Genomic DNA, 21,014 nt, shown 5'->3' with positions numbered 1-21,014 from the left:
GTCAGGGAACGGGGGTCCAGAGCACGTCGTCGATCCGCGGCACGGCGGTGGCGAGCATCGCCAGCCGGTCGAAGCCGAGCGCGATCCCGGATGCCTCGGGCATGATCTCCAGCGCGGCGAGGAAGTCCTCGTCGAGCGGATAACGTTCGCCGTAGACCCGGGCCTTCTCTTCCATCTCCGCTTCGAAGCGGCGGCGCTGCTCGGCCGGGTCGGTCAGCTCGCCGAAGCCGTTGGCCAGCTCCACGCCGCAGGCATAGACTTCGAAGCGCTCCGCCTCGCGCGGATCGTCAGGGCAGGTCCGGGCCAGCGCCGCCTCGGCCGACGGGTAGCGGTCCAGCACGGTCAGCCGTCCATGGCCCAGATGCGGCTCCACCCGCTCCGACAGGATGCGCGAGAAGATGTCGGACCAGCCGTCATCCTCCGCGGTGCCGATGCCTGCCTGCCCGGCGGCCGCCGCCAGGGCTCCGCGATCCGTGCTGCCATCCGGGCCCAGCGTCGCCAGCAGGTCGATCCCGGCATGGCGGGCGAAGGCCTCGGCCACGGAGACCCGCTCGAAGGGCAGGAAGGGATCGCACTCGGCGCTGCCCGAGCGCAGCAGCGTCGATCCGGCTGCCTCGCAGGCCAGCCGCGCCATCGCTGCCGTGTCCTCCATCAGCACCGCGTAGTCCTCGCCCGTGCGGTACCATTCCAGCATGGTGAATTCGGGGCTGTGCCGCGGTCCCCGCTCGCGGTTGCGCCAGACATGGGAGAAGGCTGCGATGCGCGGTTCGCCCGCAGCCAGCAGCTTCTTCATCGCGAATTCCGGCGAGGTGTGCAGGTACATTTTCCGCGGCTGGCCGTCATTGCCGATGGCCGAGGTTTCGAAGGCGTGCAGATGCGCCTCGTTGCCGGGGCTCGCCGCCAGCGCGCAAGGATCCACTTCGACGAAATCCTGCGCCGCGAGATAGCCGCGGATCGCTCCCTGGGCGCGGTTCCGGGCCAGAAGGACGGGCCGGCGGTCGGCATGGCGCGACGGGCTCCACCACGGGGTCTCGGTCATATTCGTCACCTCACTCTGGATTCCCGCGCGGGATCGGGCTATCTGCGGGCCGATCCGCGCTTAGGGCGCATTGCGACCATCCACAAGGAATTCCCGATGAAAGTCATCGCCTCCTCTCTCCGCAAGGGCAACGTCGTCGAAAAGGATGGCCAGCTCTACGTCGTTCTCAAGGCCGAGAACTTCCACCCCGGCAAGGGCACGCCCACGACCTCGGTCGACATGCGCCGCATTTCCGACGGGGTGAAGACCACCGAGCGCTGGAAGACCACCGAGCAGGTCGAGAAGGCCAATGTCGACGAGCGGGAATACGACTTCCTCTATGACGACGGCGAAGGCTTCCACTTCATGAACCCGGAATCCTACGAGCAAGTCACCGCCAGCGCCGATGTGGTCGGCGATGCCGCTGCCTTCCTCGAGCCGGGCATGCGCGTCTTCCTGCAGACCTTCGAGGAGAACCCGATCTCCATCGAGCTGCCGCAGCGCGTCACCGTCGAGATCACCGAGACCGAGCCGGTCGTGAAGGGCCAGACCGCGTCGTCGAGCTACAAGCCCGCCATGACCAATGTCGGCGTGCGCATCATGGTCCCGCCGCATATCGGCGTCGGCACCAAGGTCGTGATCAAGACCGAAGACAACTCCTATGTCGAGCGCTTCAAGGGCTGACGCGCTCCGGGCCGCGCCGGGCATTCCCCGCGCGGCCTGATCCCCCGGTCCGGGCCGCCGCCGCGCTGTCCCGGACTTCGCCCGCTCTTTCTCGAGAAAATCCCTTGATAGCCGCGTCCGGCCGCCGCCCCGCCTCTGGCGGCCGCGGGTTCCTGCCGTTCCCGTTGCCGCGGGGGTCTGTTCCGGGCGGAATCTGGAAATTACCGGACGCGAACAAGACCGGCAAGATGCGGCTGTTGAGATCCTTCAAGAAAAGAAAAGCGCCGCGGCCGGTTTTCCATCCTAGACCCGCATTTTCCCATGAGGCGGGGATTCCCGCCGCGGCACAAGGGGACGCCGCCGCTGCAGGGGGATCTGCGGCAGGGCTGCAACGCTGCCGGTTCAGCCTGTCTTGCTGCGGGCCGGGCGGCGTTTCGGCGGGATGTAGGGTTCGGCGGGGATCACGGTCTCGCGCGCCTCTCCCGCGGTCAGGAAGCTGCTCACGTCATCCACGGTCCGCTCCAGGCAATCGGCCAGCAGGCCGCATTCCCAGACCGTCGCGACGCGCCAGCCGGCCTCCAGCAGCAGAGCGCGGTTGCGGGCATCGCGGGCGACGTTGCCCTCGAATTTCGCGGTCCAGTAGTCCGACCGGCTCGAGGGCGTCGAGGCGCGCGGGCAGTCGTCGTGGCGGTGCCAGAAGCAGCCATGCACGAAAACGGCCGCGTTCCATTTTCGCAGCACAATGTCGGGCGAGCCGGGCAGCTTGCGCACGTCGACGCGGAACCGGAAGCCCCGTGCATGGAGCGCCCGGCGCAGCGCCAGTTCCGGCTTGGTGTCCTTGCGCCGGATCGCGGCCATCATCCGCGACCGAACCTCGGGCGTGACGGTATCGGCCATGGTCCTGCCTCCTGCCGTTGGCCCCAGCGTAGGCCACTCGGGCCCGCCGGGAAACCGTTCCCGGTCTCAGGCGGGCGGCGCGCGGAACGCCGGGGCGACGGCTTCGCCGATCGCCATCAGCCCAGCCTCGCTTCCCGGCGGGCCGACCAGCTGCATGCCGATCGGCAGCCGTCCGGCAACCGGCGCCGGAAAGGCCAGCGCCGGCAGGCCCGCAGCATTGACCCAGCCGGTATAGACCGCGTGGCCGCGCGGACCGGCGGGCTGCCCGTCGATCACCGGCGGGAAGGCCTCCGCGGCAGGCCAGGGATGCGCGGCAGACGCCGGGGTCAGGATGGCGTCCCAGCCCCAGAGCTGCCGCGCCGCTTCGCGCAGGGCGAAGACATGGCCGAGGATTTCATAGAGCAGTGTCGCGGGCGCAGCTGCGCCGCGCAGGGCCATCTCGCGGTACTTGGGGGCGGCGGCTTCGCCCACCGCCGGGTCGTCGGCGAAATACTGCGCCAGGCCGATCTCGCCGATCTTGCTCCATTGCGCGTTGAGCGGCCCGAGATCATGCGGCAGCGGCCCCTCCGCGACCTCATGGCCTTCGCGGCGCAGCGCCTCCACCGTGGCCTCGAAACCTGCGACGATCTCGGGGTCGCAGGACGCGTCCGGCATTCGTGCAACGGCGAGGATGCGCGACGGCCGGGACGCGGCATCGGCGGGCCGCCCGGAAAGCACGGCATCGAGCAGCCGGATGTCGCGGACCGATCGGGCGATCGGGCCGGCGACCTCGAAATCGAGCAGGACCTGCGCCAGCCCGCCGCCGCGGGGGACGTGGCCGATTCCGGGCTTCAGCCCGCAGAGGCCGGCATAGCCCGCGGGCCTGCGGATCGAGCCGCCGCCATCCGTGCCGAGCCCGGCGAAGGCCATGCCCGCCGCGACGGCTGCCACGACGCCGCCCGAGGAGCCGCCCGGCGTCAGCGCCGGATCGTAGGGATTGCGGGTCACGCCGAAGGTGAGGTTGTCCGTGTAGCCCTCGACCGCGAATTCCGGCGTGTTGCCCTTGCCGGTGACGATCGCGCCCGCGTGGCGCAGTGCGGCCACCGGCAGCTCGTCATGATCCGCCACGCGGCGGGCCAGTTCCGCATTGCCCCAGGCGGCGGGCAGCCCGGCACTGACCAGGTTGTCCTTGATGATCACCGGCAGCCCGTCGAGAGGCCCGGCCGGCGTTCCGGCCTTCCAGCGCATGGCCGATGCCTCGGCCTCGGCCAGCGCGGTCGCGGAGCGCGCCGAATGGGCGTTCAGCACCGGGTCGAGCGCGTCGATCCGGGCCAGCGTCGCGGCCATGACCTCGGCGGGATCGGCCTCGCCCGAGGCGAAGGCGGCGAGCAGGGCGGTGGCGTCAAGGTCCAGCATCAGAACAGGGTCTCCGGCAGCCAGAGGGCAATTGCGGGCGCAAAGATCAGCGCCGCGGTGAAGGCGAGCATCAGCACGGCATAGGGGATCGCGCCCTGCACCACATCGGAGAACGGGCCGCCATCGCTGCGCACGCCCTGCACGACATAGAGGTTCATGCCCACCGGCGGGGTGATCATGCCGAGCTCGCTCATCAGCACGACGAAGATGCCGAACCACACGGGGTCGATGCCCGCGGCGGTGACGATCGGCACCACGACCGGGATGGTCAGCACCTGCATCGAGAGCACGTCCATGAACATGCCGAGGATCAGGTAGAAGACCATCAGCGCGAAGAGGAGGGCCGTCGGCGACAGGCCCAGCCCCGCCACCCAGGCCGACATCGTGCCGGTGATGCCGCCAAGCGCCAGCGTGACGTTCAGCGTGAAGGCCGCGCAGATGATCAGCAGGATCATGCCGGTGGTCTTGGCGGTCTGGCGGAAGCAGGTGTCGAGGAAGGCGAGACTGAGCCGCCCCTCGCGCCACACGAAGAGGAGCGCGACGATGACGGCGAGTGCGGCGCTTTCGGTCGGCGTGGCGATGCCGAGATAGATCGAGCCCATCACGATCAGGAACACGGTCGCCGCCGGGATCAGGTGGCGCAGCGCGCGAATCCGCTCGGCCAGCGGCACGGGCGTCTCGGCGCGCGAGGCGTCCGAAAGGCCGCGATGGCGCAGCCAGAGGCTTTCGCCGGTCACGAAGGCCATGAAGAGCAGCGTCAGAAGGATGCCGGGCAGGATGCCCGCGACGAAGAGCTGCCCGACCGAGACCGAGGCCAGCGAGCCATAGACCAGCAGGTTGACCGAGGGCGGGATCAGGATGCCAAGCGTGCCGCCCGCGGCCAGCGAGCCCAGCGAGCGTGAGGGGCGGTAGCCGCGCTCGCCCAAGGCGGGCAGGGCGACGGTGCCGACCGTGGCCGCGGTGGCAACGGAGGATCCGGAGGTCGCGGCGAAAAGCGCGCAGGAGCCTATGTTGGTGTGCAGCAGCCCGCCGGGCAGCCGCCCGAGCCAGAGCGCCAGCGCGCCATACATCCGGTCCGCCATGCCCGAGCGCAGCAGAAGCTCGCCCAGCAGGATGAAGAGCGGGATCGCGGTCAGCACGCTTTCGTTCGAGACGCCCCAGAGCACCGGGCCCATGCTGCCGAGCAGCACCGGACCGTAGAGGATCATGCCCCCCGCAACGCCGATGGCCACCATCACCACGGCGACCGGCAGGCCGATCATGAGAAGCCCCATCATCACGGTGAAGCCCAGAAGGATATCGAGAATGTTCATGGCAGCCTCAGCGGGTCCGGAGCTGGCCGAGTTCCTCGGACAGTTCCTCTTCGGCGGATTTCGGATTGAACTCGGCGGCGACCTCGCGGATGCGCCCCTGCGCGACCAGCAGCGCGGCGCGGCACGCGAGCCAGAGCGAGGCGGCGGCGAAAAGCGCCAGCGCGCCGTACCAGGCGGCCTGCGGCCAGATCAGCGGCGTGCGCCAGGGCGTGGCGGCAGTGGATTTATAGGCCAGCGTATCGGCGATCACGCCCCAGCCGATATCGAGGAAGAAGAGGCCCAGCAGCCCGAGGCTGAGCACTGCGGCGAAGTCGATCCAGGCCTGCACGGCCAGAGGCATGCGGCGGTGCAGCACGTCGATGCGCACATGCGCGCGGTCCACGAGGGCGACGGTGAAGGAGGCCGCGGCGCCGAAGGCCAGGATATAGCCGCCGAGCTCGTCAGCGCCCTGAAGCGAGGTGTTGAAGGCCTTCCTCAGCACCGTTTCCAGCGCGACGAAGCCCGAGAGGAACAGGAGCGCGGCCCCGAAGAGGCGGCTGATCCAGGTGGCGAGGCGGTCCATGGCATCATCCTTGGGCGGGTTTGGGCAGGGGCCCGCGCCGGGGATGGCGCGGGCGGCGGGCTCAGAACTGGTAGTTCGTGCCCACGGTCTCCATCCAGGATGCCGAGCAGCCGGGATCGACCGCGTCGCAGGTTTCCTTCCAGGCGGGGAAGGAGACATCGGTCACGGCGGTGCCGATCAGCTTGACGTCCGCTTCGGAGGGCTCGACCAGCTTGAGGTCGTATTTGGTGCCGGTCTCGCAGGTCTCGCCGCCGGTGTTGCAGCTGACGGCGTCGGTGAAGAGCTCCTCGGAATAGGACCAGATCTTGTCCGAGAGCTTGTCGAAGGCGGCCTGCAGCTTCTCCTGGTCCCCGGCGGAGAGCTTGTTCCAGGTGTCGAGATTGATGCCGTAGCCGTTCATCGCCAGCTGGAAGGCGATGGGCATCATGTAGGAGGTGACTTCCGGCCAGCCGGCCGAGTTCGCCGAGGACGGGCCGGTGATGGCGCAGTCGACCACGCCGCGGGCCAGCGACTGCTGCACCTCGGGGAAGCTCAGCGGAACCGGCGTGCCGCCGACCAGCGAGATGAAGTTGGCGAGGTTCTGGTCGTAGACGCGGACCTTCAGCCCCTTGAGGTCCGACAGCGAGGCGATCTCGGGCTCGCAGAACAGCACCTGCGGGCCGAAGGGCCAGACGCCGAGCAGCTTGGTGTTGAACTTCTCCTGCAGCTGCTTGTCGACCATCGGCGCGAATTCCGTGACGGTGCGCTTGCCGGTGGCGTAGTCGGGGTTGAGGCCCACGAGGTCGAGCCCGAGGATGGTCGGCTCGTCGCGGCTGACCTGGCTCAGCCGCAGCGAGACGATGTCGAAAAGCCCGCCCTTCAGGATGCGCAGCTGCTCGGTGTCCTTGATGCCGGTGACGTCCACGGGCTGGTAGTCGGCGGTGAAGTCGAGCCCGGTCTCTTCGGCAAAGTTCTCGAAGAAGGGCTGTTCCACGGTCTTCTGGATCAGGCCGGTGGCGACCGGCTGGCCCATCACCCGCAGGCTTTCGGCGCCCGCAGGCATGGCAAGGGCGGTCGCGGCAAGCGCCGCGGCGGTCAGGGTGGCTTTCATGGTGTCCCTCGTTGGTTGGTGGTTGGTCAGTCGATTTCGGAAAACAGCCGGAACACGGAGCCCCAGCCGGTGACGCGCGCGGGGTCGAGCCCCATTTCGCGCATGGAATGCGCGGCGGTGACGGAGATGGAGTCGAGCACGGGGATGCCGGTCTCGGCCTCGATCTCCTCCGCGACGGGGGCGCCGCGGAAATTGGTGCAGACCACGGCGATGGCGTCGGGCTTGGCCTTTGCGACTTCGCGGATCATGGCGGCGACCTGGGCCGGCGGATAGGTGGCGAAGGAGTAGTTGCCCTTGTCCTCCAGCCGCGCCTCGGCGACCACCTCGATGCCCTGCGCGGCGTAGTTGGCGGCGATCAGGTCTTGGATCTCGCCCAGATAGGGCGTGACGAGGCCCAGCCGCTTCACCCCCAGCCCGCGGAAGGCGCGGTCGAAGGCCAGCATGGTGGAGGAGGCCGGGATGCCGGTGCACGACTTGATGGCCGCGCAGAGCGCGCGGTCCTTGTCGAGGCCCAGCCAGGCTGCCGAGGTGCCGTTCCAGCAGATCAGCCGGGGATGGCATTCGGCCAGCCGTTCGGAAGCCTCGAGGATCGGGCCTTCGGTGAACTGGGTCTGCGAAGCCTGCGACATGGAGATCTCCACGACGCGGAAGCGGCCGAAATGCGCGCTGGCCTCTTCGCCGAAGGGCGCGAACATCGCGGAGGTATAGGGTTCCAGCGCGGTATTGGACGAAGGCGTCAGCATGCCGACGCGGGCGCCGTCGATCGGGGTGAAGGTCACAGCAGGGTCTCCGGAGAAGTGCGTGCGAGATGGCGGCCGGTGGGAGTGCCGGCGGGGGCTCCGCCGAGCATTACGGTCTGGCCGCGCAGGATGGTGCGGACCGGCCAGCCGGTGACCTCGAAGCCCTCCCAGGGCGTGTAGTCGGAGCCGTGATGCAGGCCGGCCTGGCGGATCGGTTTCGTGAGGGTCGGGTCCCATAGCGTGATGTCGGCATCCTTGCCGACCATGATCGCGCCCTTCGCGGCCAGCCCGTAGAGACGGGCATGGTTCGTGGACGTGATCGCGGCGAAGCGTTCCAGCGAGATCCGGCCTTTGGTGACACCTTCCGAGAACAGGATCGGCAGCCGCGTCTCCACGCCGGGGATGCCGTTGGGGATGTTGCGGAAGCTCGCCCGGGCGCCCGGTGCGTCCTTGCCGGCAGTGTCGGCGAAGCGGAACGGGCAGTGGTCGGAGGAGAAGAGCTCGAAGGTGCCCTGCTCGATCCCGGCCCAGATGTCGGCCCAGTTCTCCCGGTCGCGCGGCGGCGGCGAGCAGACGTATTTCGCGCCCTCGAAGCCCGCGCGGTCCAGGTCGTCCGCGGTCAGCGTCACGTATTGCGGGCAGGTCTCGGCGAAGACCTTGGCGCCGCGGGCGCGGCCCCGGCGGATCTCCTCGAGGCTCTCGCCGTTCGAGACATGGACGATGGTCAGCGGCACGTCCGCGATCTCGGCCAGGGTGATGGCGCGGTGGGTCGCCTCTCGCTCTACCGGGACCGGGCGGGTGCGGGCGTGCCAGACCGGCGCGCCCTCGCCCTCGCGGGCGGCCTTGTCGCGCAGGAACTCGATCGCATCCTCGTTCTCGGCATGGACCATGACCAGCGCACCCTGTTCCTTCGCGACGCTCATCACGTCGAGGATCTCGCGGTCCGTCAGCGCCAGCCCCTCGTAGGTCATGAAGACCTTGAAGCTGGTATGCCCGGCGGCGATCAGCGCGGGCAGGTCCTGGCCCAGCGTGACCGGATCGGTGTCCTTGACGATCAGGTGGAAGGAGACGTCGCACATGCAGTTGCCGTCCGCCTTGGCGTGATAGGCGGCGACCGCCTCGCGCAGGGTCTGGCCGTCCCCGGGCAGGCAGAATGGCAGGACAGTGGTGTTGCCGCCCGCCACGGCCGCGCGGGTGGCGGAGGCGAAATCGTCGGCCATCTCGATCCCCGGCCCGGAGGGCTGCGAGATGTGGACATGGCTGTCTATCCCGCCCGGCATGGCGATCAGCCCGGCGGCGTCGATGATCTCCGCAGCCTCCGGCATGTCCTCGCCGAGAAAGGCGATGCGCCCCGCGCGGATGCCGATGTTGCAGGAGGTGGTTCCGGCCGGCGTGACGACGCGGGCACCGGCGATCAGCGTGTCGAGCATCACAGCGCCTCCATCGCGATGGCGCGGGCCAGGGCGGGGGCGAGCCCGACCGCGGCCTTGGCGGCGGGCTTGCTGGCGCGGCCCGCGAAGCGGCTGCCGAGCGTGGCCAGCGTCATCGCCTGCGCGGTGGCGGCGGCAATCGGGTCGATCACCGGGGCGGGAACTTCGGCCGCGATCTCCGGAGCGAGCCCGGCCAGCGGCGCGCCGCCGAGGATCACCACGTCGGCGCCCTGTTCGGCCACCGCGCGGTTCGCCAGCCGCACGAGGTCGGCGCGCAGGCCGGTGCGGACATTGGCGACGTCGACCTCTCGCGCCTCAGGCGTGCAGACCCCGGTGAAGCGGCTTCCCAGCCCGGTGGCCTGCACGCAGTCCTCGTACCAGCGGGTCATCAGCGGCGAGAAGGTGACGACCGAAAACCGGTCGCCCATCATCGCCGCCGACATGACGGCGGCCTCGGCCATGCCGATGACCGGCAGGTCGAACAGTTCGCGCGCGCCGGACAGCCCCGGATCGCCGAAGGCGGCGATGATCACGGCGTCGATGCCCGCGAGGTTCTCGGCGATCATCTCCAGCGCGATGGAGCCGCCGATCTGCGCCTCGGCGCGCGAGGCGATGTACGGGAAGCCGCGGGTGGCGGTCAGCGGCACGATCTCGGCGCGGTTGCGGGCCACGCCGCGGGCGATCTCCGCCATCCGGTCCGTCATCGCGGCGGTCATGTTGGGGTTCACGAGCAAGAGGCGCATCGGTCGGTCTTTCCTGTCGTCGTCCTGGAGGGTCATGCGGCGCCCCCGTGGGTTTCCGCCCAGTGGCGGGCGATGTCGCGGCGCGGCGCGATCCAGACGTCGCTGCGGGCGGCGGCGTGCTCCAGCACCGTCTCCAGTCCGGCGATCCGGCCGGGGCGGCCGATCAGGCGCAGGTGGAGGCCCACGGACATCATCCGCGCGGCCTGCGCGCCTTCGGCAAGCAGCCGGTCGAAGGCGCCGGCGACGTAGTCGGAGAAGTCGCGCGCCTGGACGAAGCCGCCGCCGGGGGAAAACCGCATGTCGTTGGTGTCGAAGGCATAGGGCAGGATCACGTGGCCGCCCTCCATCCGCGGGATGTCGTCGTCATAGCAGTCGCTGTCATAGAGGAAGTCGCCCCGCGCCCGGAGCAGCGCGCGGGTGTTTTCCGAAGGCGAGGACCGCGTGTGCCAGCCGACCGGGGCGATGCCGGTCGCGTCGGTGATCGCGCCATGGGTGTGGGCGATCACGGCCTCCTCGGTCTTGAGGTCCATGTTGGCGTGGCGCTCCCACAGCCAGCCATGGCAGCTGACCTCGTGGCCGCGCTCCACCGCGTCCTTCAGCAGCCAGGGCGACCGTTCGGCGGCGCGGCCGCAGGCGGAGAAGGTCGCCTTGACGCCGTGGCGGTCGAAGGCGGCGGCGATGCGGGCATAGCCCTGCCGCGTGCCATAGGCGAAATGGCTTTCCATGCAGAGATCAGGGGCGCCCGCCACCTCATCGCGGATCTCGTAGGTGTCCTCGTTGCGCGGGTCGCCGTCGCCGATCGAGAGCTCCGCGCCTTCCTCGACATTGACCACGAAGGACAGGGCGAGCTTGGCGCCGTCCGGCCAGCAGGGGGCGGGCTCCTGCCCGAAATATCCCTTGAAATCGCGTCGGTCATCCATGTGCGTCACCCCTGGATCATGCGGTTGAGGCCGACCGTGCGGGCGCCGAAGGCAAGCACGATGACGGCGAGGAGGATCAGCCCCGAGGACATCGCGGCGAGCGACGGGTCGGGCTGTTCCTCGAGATATTGCAGCATCTTGATCGGCAGCGTCTTGTTGCGCGCATCGGTCAGGAAGATCGAGATCGGGTAGTTGTCCATCGAGGCGAGGAAGGCGAAGAGGCCGCCGGTCAGGTAGGCCGGCGCGAGGTTCGGGATCATCACCTTGAGAATGGATTTCGGATAGCTCAGCCCCAACGTGCGGGCCGCGTCGATCAGCGAGAAGTCGAAGGCGTTCATCGCCGCCAGCAGCGTGCGCATGACGAAGGGCAGGGTGATGACCACATGGCCCAGCAGGAGCGACCAGTAGGCGTCGCGCAGTCCCAGATCGCGGAAGAACTGAAGCAGCGCGACACCGACGACGAGGCCCGGCATCATCAGCGGCGAGACCGCGAAGGTGGCTATTGCCTCGCGTCCGGGGAAGCTGCCGCGCGCCACCGCGATGGCGGCAAGCGTGCCGAGGACCAGCGAGATGGCGGTGGAGACGAGCGCGAGGTTCAGCGACAGCAGGACGGCATCCCACAGCCCCTGCCGGGTGGCGGCCTCGGCGTACCATTTGAACGACCAGCCGGGCGGCGGCAGCGTGTAGACCGGCGAGTCGGTGAAGCTGACCACGACGGTGATCACGATGGGCAGCATCAGGAAGGTGATGCAGGCCAGTCCGACGGTCCAGGACAGGCCCAGGGCGAAGCGGTCGGCGCGGGTCATCGGCGGGCTCCCAGGCGGGTGGCCAGCCAGCCCGACAGCAGCACCACGGCAATGGCGATGGCCAGCAGGATGGCGGCGATGGTGGAGCCCAGGGCCTCGTTCCGCAGGTAGAGGAAGGAGCGGGCGATGAGCATGGAGAGGTTCTGCTGCCGCTCGCCGACGATCAGCGAGGGGATCACGTACATCGACACCGACATCGAGAAGACGAAGGCCGAGCCCGCGACCACGCCCGGCAGGGTCAGCGGCAGGGTCACGCGGGTGAAGCGGAACCAGGGCGTCGCGCCGAGGCTGGCCGCCGCCTCGGGCAGGCGGGTGTCGAGCTGGCGGACCACCGAATAGATCGGCAGCACCATGAAGGGCAGGAAGACATTGGCGGCGCCGACGATCAGCGCGGTCTCGGTGAAGAGCATGCGCACCGGGCGTTCCGTCATGCCGATCCCCATCAGGATGGAGTTCAGCACGCCGTTGGCGCGGAACAGGATCGACCACGCGAAGGCCTTGACCACCACGCCCAGCGACATCGGCAGGACCAGCGCGACGAGGAAGACGGTCAGCCAGATGCCCTTCGCGCGCGACATGGCGAAGGCCGTCGGATAGGCGATCACGAAGGCCAGCAGCGTCGTCAGCGCGGCGACGCGCAGCGTGCGGGCGAGGACGCGGATGTTGTAGTCGTCGGCGAAGAAGGCGCGGTATTCGGCAAGGCTGAACCCCTCGGCGGTCTGCACTGACTTGGCCAGCAGCATCGCCAGCGGCAGCGCGTAGATCGCCGCGAGGAAGCCGAGCGCGGGAACCGCGAGCAGCCCGATCCTGTCGAGGCGTCCGGTCATGGCGCGGCCTCGTGGATCAGCGTGTCGGCCACGGCCCAGCCGAGCTGTACGGGCTCGCCGCGATGCAGCCCGGTGCGGATCCCCGGCAGCTCGCACATCACCCGGTCCTCGCCATGGACGGCGCCGTGCAGCACGGTCTTGGAGCCCAGCACCATGACATCGGCCAGCCGGACCGAGATCGTGTTCTCGCCCGGACCGGGCGCGGCCAGTTCGGGGCGGACGCCGACCTGCACCGGCGTGCCCGGCGGGTAGGCGCCCGGCGCGGTGACCTCGCCATGGTCCGTCCCGACGATGCTGACATGGCCGTCGCTATGGGTGACGGTGCCCGAAAGCCGGGTGGAGAGGCCGACGAAATCCATCACGAAGGGCGTGGCGGGGCGGGAATAGAGCGTGGAGGGGTCGGCGAACTGCTCGATCCTTCCGGCATTCATCACCGCGATCCGGTCGGAGACGCCCATCGCCTCCTCCTGGTCATGGGTGACGAAGATCGCGGTGATCCCGCGGTCGCGCAGCAGTGCCTTGAGTTCCACCTGCATGGTCTCGCGCAGCTTGCGGTCGAGCGCCGAGAAGGGCTCGTCGAGCAGCAGCAGGTCGGGCTGCACCACCAGCGCGCGGGCCACGGCGACGCGCTGCTGCTGGCCGCCCGACAGGGCCGAGACCGGGCGCCCGGCGAAGGCCTCCATCCGCACCAGCTTCAGCGCCTCCTCCACCGGACCGGCACAGGCGGATTTCGCGGTGCCGCGGGCACGCAGGCCGAAGGCCACGTTCTCGGCCACGGTCAGATGCGGGAACAGCGCGTAGTTCTGGAACACCACCGAGATGTTGCGGCGGTGCGCGGGCAGGCGCGTGATGTTGCGGCCGCCGAGCACCACGTCGCCCTGGTCGGCCTCCATCAGCCCGGCGATGATGCGCAGCAGCGTGGTCTTGCCGCAGCCCGACGGACCGAGGAGCGAGACGAGCTCCCCCCGGTCCATGCGGAAGTTCATCTCCGACATGACCCGCGTGCCCCGGAAGGACTTGGCCACGCCCCAGACGTCCAGATAGTGGCGCTCCTGCGCCTGTTGGGTCATGCCGGCCATGGTCACAGCGCCATCAGCTTGTCGAAGCGCTCGATCCAGCCGCGGCGGTTCTCGGCGACGAAGGCCCAGTCCGGCGAGTAGATCTGCACGCCCTCGGGGACGACCGCGCCTGCCTTGACGGTGGTGTTGGCCGGCACGGAAGAGGCGAAGTCGGCGATCGCGGCCTGCATGTCGGGGCCCAGCATCTCGTTGACATAGGCCTGGGCGAGCTCCGGGTTCGGGCCGCCCTTCACCAGGCAGATGCCCGAGGGCATGGCGAAGATGCCTTCCTTCGGCGCTGCGAGGTCGACGGGCACGCCTTCGGCCTTCCGCGGCAGCGTGTAGGAGGAGAAGTTGCCCGAGAGCAGGGTGATCTCGCCCTGTTCCAGCAGGTTGAAGGCCTGGCTCATGGTCGTGTAGACCGACAGCAAGTTCGGCTTCAGCGCCTCGAGCTTGGCGAAGGCGGCGTCGACCTCGTACTGCGCCTCGGAGAACGGCTTGCCCGAGCCCAGCATCGCCGCGACGAAGAGCGTCCACATGCCTTCGGTGTTCTGCAGCGACGGGATGATGACCTGCCCGGCATTCTCGGGCGCCCAGAGCGCTTCCCAGCTCGGCACGCCGTCCGGGGCGAAATCTGTGTTGTAGGCGATGCCGGCCCAGGGCTGCACGTAGTTGCACCACATCCCGTCCATGTGCACGGCGTCTGGGCGCAGGTCCTCCATGTTCGGCACCGCGTCCGGCGTGATCGGCGACAGCAGGTCCGCCTCGACCGCCTGGATCATCACCGGATCGTCCATCTGCACGACGGACAGGTACGGCTTGTCCTTGTTGGAGGCCATCTTCTCGAGATTGACGGAGGACTTGGTGCCCTCGAACAGGATGTCCGCGCCGATCGCGGATTTCATGTGCGGGGCGACGATCTCTTCCATCCAGGCCGTGTGGCTGCCGGCGCAGCCGATGACGATCTCGGTGGATTGGGCGCGCAGGATCGACGGCGCGGCCAGGGTGCCGAAGGCGGCGGCAGCCGAGCTTTTCAGCAGCGTCCGGCGGGTCAGGCCGGTGGCGGAGATGCGGGTCATTTCTTGGTCCTCCTTGCTGTCTCCGGTCGCGGACCGGGCGCTCCGGAATGGAATGCCATTTGACAGGGCCTCGAAACTCCTGCCTATTCCAGTGAAATTTTGCTTTCATAAGGGTTGAATCATGAAATGCTGTGAAAAGTGGCAGGCTGGAAGATGGAATGCCATCCTGTTGGGCGGGGTGTGAACGAAAATGGAATGCCATCTGAAGAATCTGCATCTGCTCTGCCCCGAGTCCGGGCTTGAGCGCGACTCGGAACTGCTGCTGGGCGGCGGCGGAAGGATCCTGGCCCGCGGCCGCGGGCTGGAGGTGCCCCCGGGCACGCCGGTGCATGACGCGGGCGGGGCGCTCTGCCTGCCGGGACTCGTCAATTCGCACAACCATTCGCCGCTGATGGCGGTGCGCGGCATGGTGGAGGACCGCGGCTTCGCCCCGGCCTACATTCCCGGCGTGCCGCAGGGCCACTGGCTGTCGGAGGAGGAGACGCTGGCGCTGGCCCGGCTGGGGGTGATGGAGATGCTTTGCGCCGGGGCGACCACGATCGTCGACTACTACCGCTGCCCCGAGGCGCTGGCGCGGGCGGCGGAGGAATTCGGTCTGCGCGCCATGGTCGGCGGCCGCGTGATGGACATGGATACCGCCGCGCTGGCCGAAGGCCGCTTCGAAGAGGACCGGCGCCTGGGCGACGCGACGCTGGGTGCGGCGATGGAGACGGTGGAGCGCTGGGACGGCAGGGGCCGGATCTCCGCAATCTTGGCGCCGCACGCGCCCGACAGCTGTTCGCGCCGGATCTTCGCGGAGATGCGCGATCTGGCGGCGGCGTCAGGGCGGCAGATCCACACCCATCTGAGCCAGTCGCCGATGGAGGTGGCGCAGCTCAAGGCGCGCGAGGGCATGACCCCGACCGAGTTCCTGGACGATTTGGGGCTGCTCGGGCCGGACCTGATCGCGGCGCATTGCATCTTCATGTCGGACAGCGACATCGCCCGCTTCGGCCGGGCGGGGGCGGTGGTGGCGCATGCGCCGATCGGCAACGCCTCCTTCGGGGCGGCCGCACCGGTGAAGGCGCTGCAGGCGGCGGGCGCGGCAGTCACGCTCTGCACCGACACCAAATCCGCCGACATGTTCGAGGCGATGCGCATGGCGCTGGCCGCGGCGCGCTGGCGGTCGGGGCCGATGTCCTTCGACTTCAGCGCGCGCGAGGTCTTCGGCTGGGCCACCACGGCGGGGGCGGCCGCGCTGAAGGGGCATGCAGCGACGGGGCGGCTGCAGCCGGGCGATCCGGCGGATCTGATCCTGCTCGACCCCGAGGCGCCCAACCTGCGCCCGGTGATCGACGGCTTCGGCATCGTCGCGCATTCGGGCAGCGCGGCAAATGTCACCGGCGTGATGGTGGCGGGCGAATGGCTGGTCCGCGACCGACGTCCGGTCCGCGCCGATCCGGCCGAGGTCGTGGCCACCGCCCAGGCGGTGTGCGACCGGCTCTGGGCGCGCGCTCAGGCCTGAGCGGCGGCCGGCCCGTCCTCGGCGCCCAGCAGCGCGGCGACGCTCTCGCCGGTATGGGACAGATGCTGCCGCCAGATCGACTCGGCGGCGGCGGCATCGCGGGCGCGCAGCGCTTCCATCAGCAGGCCGTGCTCCTCCACCGCCTGCGCCAGCCGGTCCGGGTCCATGATCGCAAGGTAGCGCCCGCGCCGCGCCCGCGCGATCAGCCTCTTGTGCGTGCCCTGGATCACCGGGTTGCCCGCCCGCTCGACGATCAGGTCGTGGATCGCGGAATTCGCGTCGAAATACTCGGCATGGCGGCCCGTGCGGTGGAAGGCCATCATCCGCCCGTGCAGCTCTTCAAGCTCGTCCAGCTCCGCCGTCCCGATCGACTGCGCCACCCGCCCGGCGGCAATGCCCTCAAGCGCGGCGATGACCTCGAAGAGATCCAGCGCCTCGGCCGCGTCGTAGCGCGTGACCACTGCCCCCTTGTTGCGCGAGATCTCGATCAGCCCGTCATTGTGCAGCAGCTTCAGCGCCTCGCGCACCGGCGTCCGCGACAGGTTCAGCTCGGCCGAGATCTTGCGCTCCACCAGGCGGCCGCCCGGCGGCACCTCGCCCTTGACGATGCGGTCGCGCAGCACGTCCGCCACCCATTCGGCAATCGCGGTCGGCGTGGCGGCGGCGGCAAGGCCGGACTCGGGCGCGTCGGGTATGGTCACGGGGCTCTGCCATGGTTCCTGAATTTGGGATGCCATTCTGCCCGGACGCAGGGGCAAAGACAATGCAGAAAAGCATCCGCCCTGTCCCGCACGCTTTCCGGTGCAATCCTGCCGGGATGTGTTAACCATGGGGCATTGCATTGCCGTCCGCCGCGGCGGCCCGCCAGCTTTTCCAGTGCCGCACCAGTTTCCCGCCAGACGTTCCATATCCCGGAGACTTTCGCATGCAGCCGCGCATGACCGCCCTTGCCCTCGCCGCCACTTTCCTTTCCGGTCCGCTGGCCGCGCAGTCGGTGACCACCGATGCCGGCACGATCGACGCCGCCAAGGTGGAGCGGTTCTTCGCCCAGCCGGGCTATTCGCCCTATGCCGGGCGCAGCTTTCCGACCGTGCCGCTCTGGGGCGAGCAGCACCTGCACACCTCATGGTCCCCGGATGCCTTTGCCGCGGGAACGCGCGTCGGCCCGGACGAGGCGCTGCGCTATGCCGAGGGCGAGGAGATCACTTCGAGCACCGGCCAGCAGGTGAAGCTGTCCCGCCCCTATGACTGGATGGTGGTCGCCGACCATTCCGACGCGCTCGGCGTGGTCGCCAGCATCTACGAGGGCGACCCCGAGATGCTGGCCGATCCGGTGCTCAAGGGCTGGCATGACGGCATGCAGGAGGGCGGCGCCGCGGCCAGCGCCGTGGTGATGGAGATGATCACCGCGCAGGGCGAGGGCCGGGTGCCGGATGCGATGACCGATCCCGGCACGCAGATGGACATGTGGCAGAAGATGACCGGGATCGTCGAGAGCCACAACAAGCCGGGCACCTTCACCGCGCTGATCGGCTACGAATGGACCTCGAATTACGGCGGCGGCAACAACTTGCACCGCAACGTCATCTACCGCGACGGCAAGGAGATGGCCGACCGGGTGCGGCCGCTGACCACCTTCGACACCGAACAGCCGCGCGAGCTGTGGGACTGGATGGCGGCCTACGAGGAGGAGACCGGCGGCCGGCTGCTGGCGATCCCGCACAACGGCAATCTCTCGAACGGGCTGATGTTCGCCACCGAGACGCCGGACGGCAAGCCAGTCGACGCCGCCTGGGCGGCGATGCGCGCCAGGTTCGAGCCGCTCTACGAGGTGACCCAGTCCAAGGGCACGTCCGAGCAGCACCCGTCGCTGGCCCCCGCCGACGAATTCGCCGATTTCGAGATCTGGGATGCGGGCAACCTGAACGTGGTGCCCAAGGAACCGGGCATGCTCGACTACGAATATGCCCGCGAGGCGCTGAAGCGCGGGCTGAAACTGGAGGGCGAGCTGGGCACCAACCCGTTCAAGTTCGGGCTCGTGGGCTCCACCGACGACCATACCGGCATCTCCTCGGCAGAAGAGAACAACTTCTTCGGCAAGTTCCCGCAGAGCGAGCCTGGGCCGGAGCGCTCCACCGGAAATGCCTTCGACTTCGAGGGCCGGACCGTGAAGGACTGGAAGCTGGGCGCCTCGGGGCTGACCGCGGTCTGGGCGCAGGAGAACACCCGCGCCTCGATCTGGGACGCGATGAAGCGCAAGGAGGTCTACGGCACCACCGGGCCGCGGATCTTCCTGCGCTTCTTCGGCGGCTGGGACTTCGTGCCCGGCGACGCACTGGGACGGACGCCGGCCACGATCGGCTATGCCAAGGGCGTGCCGATGGGCGGCGACCTGATGCCCGCGCCCGAAGGCGCCACGGCGCCGAGCTTCCTCGTCGCGGCGCTGAAGGACGCCTATTCCGGCAATCTCGACCGCATCCAGATCGTCAAGGGCTGGCTGGATGCCGGGGGCGAGATGCAGGAGACCGTCCATGACGTGGTCTGGTCCGGCGACCGGCAGCCCGGCGCGGACGGCAAGCTGCCTCCGGTCGGCAACACGGTCGACGTGGAACACGCCACCTTCGCCAACACGATCGGGTCGCCCGAGCTGATCGCCGTCTGGACCGATCCGGATTTCGACCCGTCGCAGAAGGCCTTCTACTATGCCCGCGTTCTCGAGATCCCGACTCCGCGCTGGACCGCCTATGACGCGGCGTATTTCGAGGATTCCGATTTCGCGCCCGAAGTGCCGATGACGGTGACCGAACGCGCCTATGCCTCGCCGATCTGGTACAATCGGGAGTGACGGGCCCCGGTAACGGGCCGCCCGGCCTGCTCCATCCGACCGCAACCGGCAGGGGCAGGATCGGCACCCCGCCGGGCAAGTCCAGGCCGCTGGAGATGCTCATTCACAAGGAGGCGGCTTCGGAAGTGGGGGCGCCCCGGAACCGGTCCGGCGGACCGGTCCAGCCCCGAACGGGCGGAGTCCCCGAGCCACGCCCGCCGCCGCGGATGCATCGGTCCCGTCCGGCAGACGTTCCGGGGCGAGCCATAGAGGCGCCACCGATCCGGGCCCGATGGAGGGCGGACGCCGTGCCTGCCGCAGTCTCGGCCAGTACCGGTCCATGGTATGGAAGGCGCCGCGCGGGCGGGCCGGCGAGGATGCCCTGACCGCGGATGATCAATGGTAAAACAGATCGTACCTAGCTACGCTGATTTTAAGCAGAAAAATTTTCCTCCGAAGTGGAACAGATTGTACCTGAGAGGGAGCGTCTCGCCGTAGGCAGATCAGCACGTGATAATACAGATCGTACGTGAGTGCCGGGCCAATGCGAAAGGGAGACTGGAGCGGCTAGGGGCCAGTGGTCCGCGCGCCCGTGCCGCCCGGCTCAGAATGCCCAAGATGCGGTCCTGGATCGGCGTGAGAACCGGTGCTCAGGCGGGTGCCGCCTGGAGTTCAGTCCGCGCGATCGGGCGGCGAAGCATCGAAATCTGTGACCCTGAATCGGCATTGTTGCAGAAGTCGGCTTCAGGACGCGATGCCCCTTTCCCCATCTGAGGTCAGGCCACGCGCTCGCTCTCGGCGGTGCCGAGAGCGTTGAAGCGGTTCATGAGAGCCACGCGTATATGGATTTCGGCGGTCTGGCGGTCGGGGTCCCTCGAGGCGATCCGCCGGCCGAAGGACTTGAGGTTCCTCATCCCGGCTTCGATCCTGCTCCGGACATGATAACCGGACCATCGTTTCCAGATCGTCCGGCCGAGGCGCCGGGTTGCCCCCAGGATCTCGTTGCGGGCCATGGCGGCCGGGCAATCCTGCTTCCAGAGGCGGCCGTTCCTGCGGATGGGAATGACCGCCGTGCCGCCGCGCGCCAAGATTGCCGCATGGCACCGCCTTGTGTCGAACGCACCATCACCGGTAACGGTGCCGATCTCCTCACCCTCGGGGTTCTGGTCCAAAAGGTCTGGCAGCACGGGGCTGTCGCCTTCTCGGCTGGAGGTGAATTCCACCGCCCGGATGTACCCCGTCGCGGTGTCCATGGCCAGATGGATCTTGCGGTACTGGCGTCGGCGATGGGTGCCATGCTTCCTTGCCAGCCATTCGCCGTCGCCAAGAAACTTGATGCCGGTGCTGTCCATGAGGAGGTTGAGCGGGCCCGGAGCACGGCGGGACGAGAGCTGAACGGCAATCGTTTTCTGACGTCGGCTGAGCGTCGAGAAGTCGGGCACCGGCCAGTCGAGCCCTGCCATTTCGAGGATGCTGGCGACCATCCCGGTCGTCTGCCGGAGCGGCAGGCCGAACAGGACCTTCACCATCAGGCAGAACTGGATCGCCGCGTCCGAGAAGACCGGCGGGCGCCCGGGTGTGCCTGCCTTCGGCGCGAGCCAGGCCATGTCCTTGTCCAGCCAGACCAGGAGCGACCCGCGCCGCTTCAGCGCGGCATTGCAGGATTTCCAGTTGGTCGTGCGGTACCGGGCGGGTTCTGGTTTGCTCATGGCAGGCTCTTAACCAACTAGATTCACGCCGTGAATCCCGGAAGCCGACGAGTTCTGCAATATGTATAACCGCCCCTTGCTCAAGAGGGTTTTCAAAGCATTTTGGCGCGGAGTCGGGTGCTGACATGTATCCGGCCTCATGGTGCGGCCATCGTCATGCCGCGGGCCCGCATGGTGTTCGCGGATCGGCTCCAAATCAACGCCACGTGCTCGAAGACACTTTGTTGCAGACTGGTTTTGCCGACCCCGTCTCACGACCGTTGCGCCAAGCTGCTTTGGCCCTCCTCCGTTCCGACGTCTCGTGCCCGCTGCCCGGATCCGCCGAGGCTGATCAGGCCCCGAGGGAACGCTGGAAGTCGTTCGTCTTCAATCTGGTCTGGCGCTCACGCAGTCTTCATGGCTGCTCCCTCGATCACGACGCTGCTGGTCACGTATT

At 68.7% G+C, this 21,014-nt stretch carries 19 protein-coding genes; 3 read left to right on the top strand and 16 right to left on the bottom strand.

Annotation, left to right across the window (positions count from 1 at the left end):
• Window position 1 precedes the first annotated feature (1 nt).
• Window positions 2-1,039, bottom strand: a complete 1,038-nt coding sequence (gene epmA, locus HCC78_RS16485; protein WP_172329891.1) for an EF-P lysine aminoacylase EpmA — start codon at window positions 1,037-1,039, stop codon at window positions 2-4.
• Window positions 1,040-1,135: 96 nt separating this feature from the next.
• On the opposite strand from epmA, the gene efp reads away from it, so the two are divergent.
• Window positions 1,136-1,702 carry an elongation factor P gene (efp, locus tag HCC78_RS16480; protein WP_172329890.1) on the top strand — a complete coding sequence of 189 codons (567 nt, stop codon included), beginning with the start codon at window positions 1,136-1,138 and terminating at the stop codon, window positions 1,700-1,702.
• Window positions 1,703-2,083: 381 nt separating this feature from the next.
• Here efp and HCC78_RS16475 read toward each other — a convergent pair whose 3' ends face one another.
• The 13 genes from HCC78_RS16475 to HCC78_RS16415 form a co-directional block, all read right to left on the bottom strand.
• Window positions 2,084-2,578 (bottom strand): very short patch repair endonuclease, encoded by a 495-nt coding sequence (locus HCC78_RS16475; RefSeq protein WP_172329889.1) that lies wholly within the window; start codon window positions 2,576-2,578, stop codon window positions 2,084-2,086.
• A 66-nt stretch (window positions 2,579-2,644) separates the two neighbouring features.
• Window positions 2,645-3,973 (bottom strand): amidase, encoded by a 1,329-nt coding sequence (locus HCC78_RS16470; protein WP_172329888.1) that lies wholly within the window; start codon window positions 3,971-3,973, stop codon window positions 2,645-2,647.
• Window positions 3,973-5,286, bottom strand: coding sequence for a TRAP transporter large permease (locus HCC78_RS16465; RefSeq protein WP_172329887.1), 1,314 nt, complete (start codon window positions 5,284-5,286; stop codon window positions 3,973-3,975). The genes HCC78_RS16470 and HCC78_RS16465 overlap by 1 nt, the downstream gene beginning before the upstream one ends.
• Before the next feature lie 7 nt (window positions 5,287-5,293).
• Window positions 5,294-5,848: a TRAP transporter small permease subunit gene (locus HCC78_RS16460; protein WP_172329886.1), complete on the bottom strand. Its 555-nt coding sequence runs from the start codon at window positions 5,846-5,848 to the stop codon at window positions 5,294-5,296.
• A 61-nt stretch (window positions 5,849-5,909) separates the two neighbouring features.
• Window positions 5,910-6,938, bottom strand: coding sequence for a TRAP transporter substrate-binding protein (locus tag HCC78_RS16455; RefSeq protein WP_172329885.1), 1,029 nt, complete (start codon window positions 6,936-6,938; stop codon window positions 5,910-5,912).
• Between the two features lie 26 nt (window positions 6,939-6,964).
• Window positions 6,965-7,717 carry an aspartate/glutamate racemase family protein gene (locus tag HCC78_RS16450; protein ID WP_172329884.1) on the bottom strand — a complete coding sequence of 251 codons (753 nt, stop codon included), beginning with the start codon at window positions 7,715-7,717 and terminating at the stop codon, window positions 6,965-6,967.
• A complete protein-coding gene (gene hydA, locus HCC78_RS16445; protein WP_172329883.1) occupies window positions 7,714-9,108 on the bottom strand; it encodes a dihydropyrimidinase in 1,395 nt (464 codons plus the stop codon). Before hydA ends, HCC78_RS16450 begins: the two co-directional genes overlap by 4 nt.
• Window positions 9,108-9,851 carry an aspartate/glutamate racemase family protein gene (locus tag HCC78_RS16440; RefSeq protein ID WP_172329882.1) on the bottom strand — a complete coding sequence of 248 codons (744 nt, stop codon included), beginning with the start codon at window positions 9,849-9,851 and terminating at the stop codon, window positions 9,108-9,110. The genes hydA and HCC78_RS16440 overlap by 1 nt, the downstream gene beginning before the upstream one ends.
• Window positions 9,852-9,883: 32 nt before the next feature.
• On the bottom strand, window positions 9,884-10,771 hold the full coding sequence (locus HCC78_RS16435; RefSeq protein ID WP_172329881.1) for a polysaccharide deacetylase family protein: 888 nt from the start codon (window positions 10,769-10,771) through the stop codon (window positions 9,884-9,886).
• A gap of 5 nt (window positions 10,772-10,776) precedes the next feature.
• On the bottom strand, window positions 10,777-11,577 hold the full coding sequence (locus HCC78_RS16430) for an ABC transporter permease (protein WP_172329880.1): 801 nt from the start codon (window positions 11,575-11,577) through the stop codon (window positions 10,777-10,779).
• Entirely contained in the window at window positions 11,574-12,404 is an 831-nt protein-coding gene (locus HCC78_RS16425; protein WP_172329879.1) for an ABC transporter permease, read from the bottom strand. The genes HCC78_RS16430 and HCC78_RS16425 overlap by 4 nt, the downstream gene beginning before the upstream one ends.
• On the bottom strand, window positions 12,401-13,474 hold the full coding sequence (locus tag HCC78_RS16420; RefSeq protein WP_172329878.1) for an ABC transporter ATP-binding protein: 1,074 nt from the start codon (window positions 13,472-13,474) through the stop codon (window positions 12,401-12,403). The genes HCC78_RS16425 and HCC78_RS16420 overlap by 4 nt, the downstream gene beginning before the upstream one ends.
• Window positions 13,475-13,485: 11 nt before the next feature.
• Window positions 13,486-14,541 (bottom strand): extracellular solute-binding protein, encoded by a 1,056-nt coding sequence (locus HCC78_RS16415; RefSeq protein WP_172329877.1) that lies wholly within the window; start codon window positions 14,539-14,541, stop codon window positions 13,486-13,488.
• A gap of 190 nt (window positions 14,542-14,731) precedes the next feature.
• Between HCC78_RS16415 and HCC78_RS16410 the strand changes: the two genes are divergently transcribed.
• Window positions 14,732-16,045: an amidohydrolase family protein gene (locus HCC78_RS16410; protein ID WP_172329876.1), complete on the top strand. Its 1,314-nt coding sequence runs from the start codon at window positions 14,732-14,734 to the stop codon at window positions 16,043-16,045.
• Here HCC78_RS16410 and HCC78_RS16405 read toward each other — a convergent pair.
• Window positions 16,036-16,746, bottom strand: a complete 711-nt coding sequence (locus HCC78_RS16405; protein WP_371743847.1) for a GntR family transcriptional regulator — start codon at window positions 16,744-16,746, stop codon at window positions 16,036-16,038. The two genes, HCC78_RS16410 and HCC78_RS16405, sit on opposite strands and share 10 nt — an antisense overlap.
• A gap of 224 nt (window positions 16,747-16,970) precedes the next feature.
• Here HCC78_RS16405 and HCC78_RS16400 point away from each other — a divergent pair, with 224 nt between their 5' ends.
• Complete coding sequence (locus HCC78_RS16400) at window positions 16,971-18,890, top strand: DUF3604 domain-containing protein (RefSeq protein ID WP_172329874.1); 1,920 nt, start codon at window positions 16,971-16,973, stop codon at window positions 18,888-18,890.
• Window positions 18,891-19,645: 755 nt separating this feature from the next.
• Here HCC78_RS16400 and HCC78_RS16395 read toward each other — a convergent pair.
• Window positions 19,646-20,578 (bottom strand): IS5 family transposase, encoded by a 933-nt coding sequence (locus HCC78_RS16395; protein WP_172329873.1) that lies wholly within the window; start codon window positions 20,576-20,578, stop codon window positions 19,646-19,648.
• Window positions 20,579-21,014 lie beyond the last annotated feature (436 nt).

It is taken from the genome of Mangrovicoccus sp. HB161399, assembly GCF_013184745.1.
Lineage (GTDB): Bacteria > Pseudomonadota > Alphaproteobacteria > Rhodobacterales > Rhodobacteraceae > Mangrovicoccus.
Note: the sequence above shows the minus strand (reverse complement) of the source record. Positions and strands in the feature narration are given on the sequence as shown.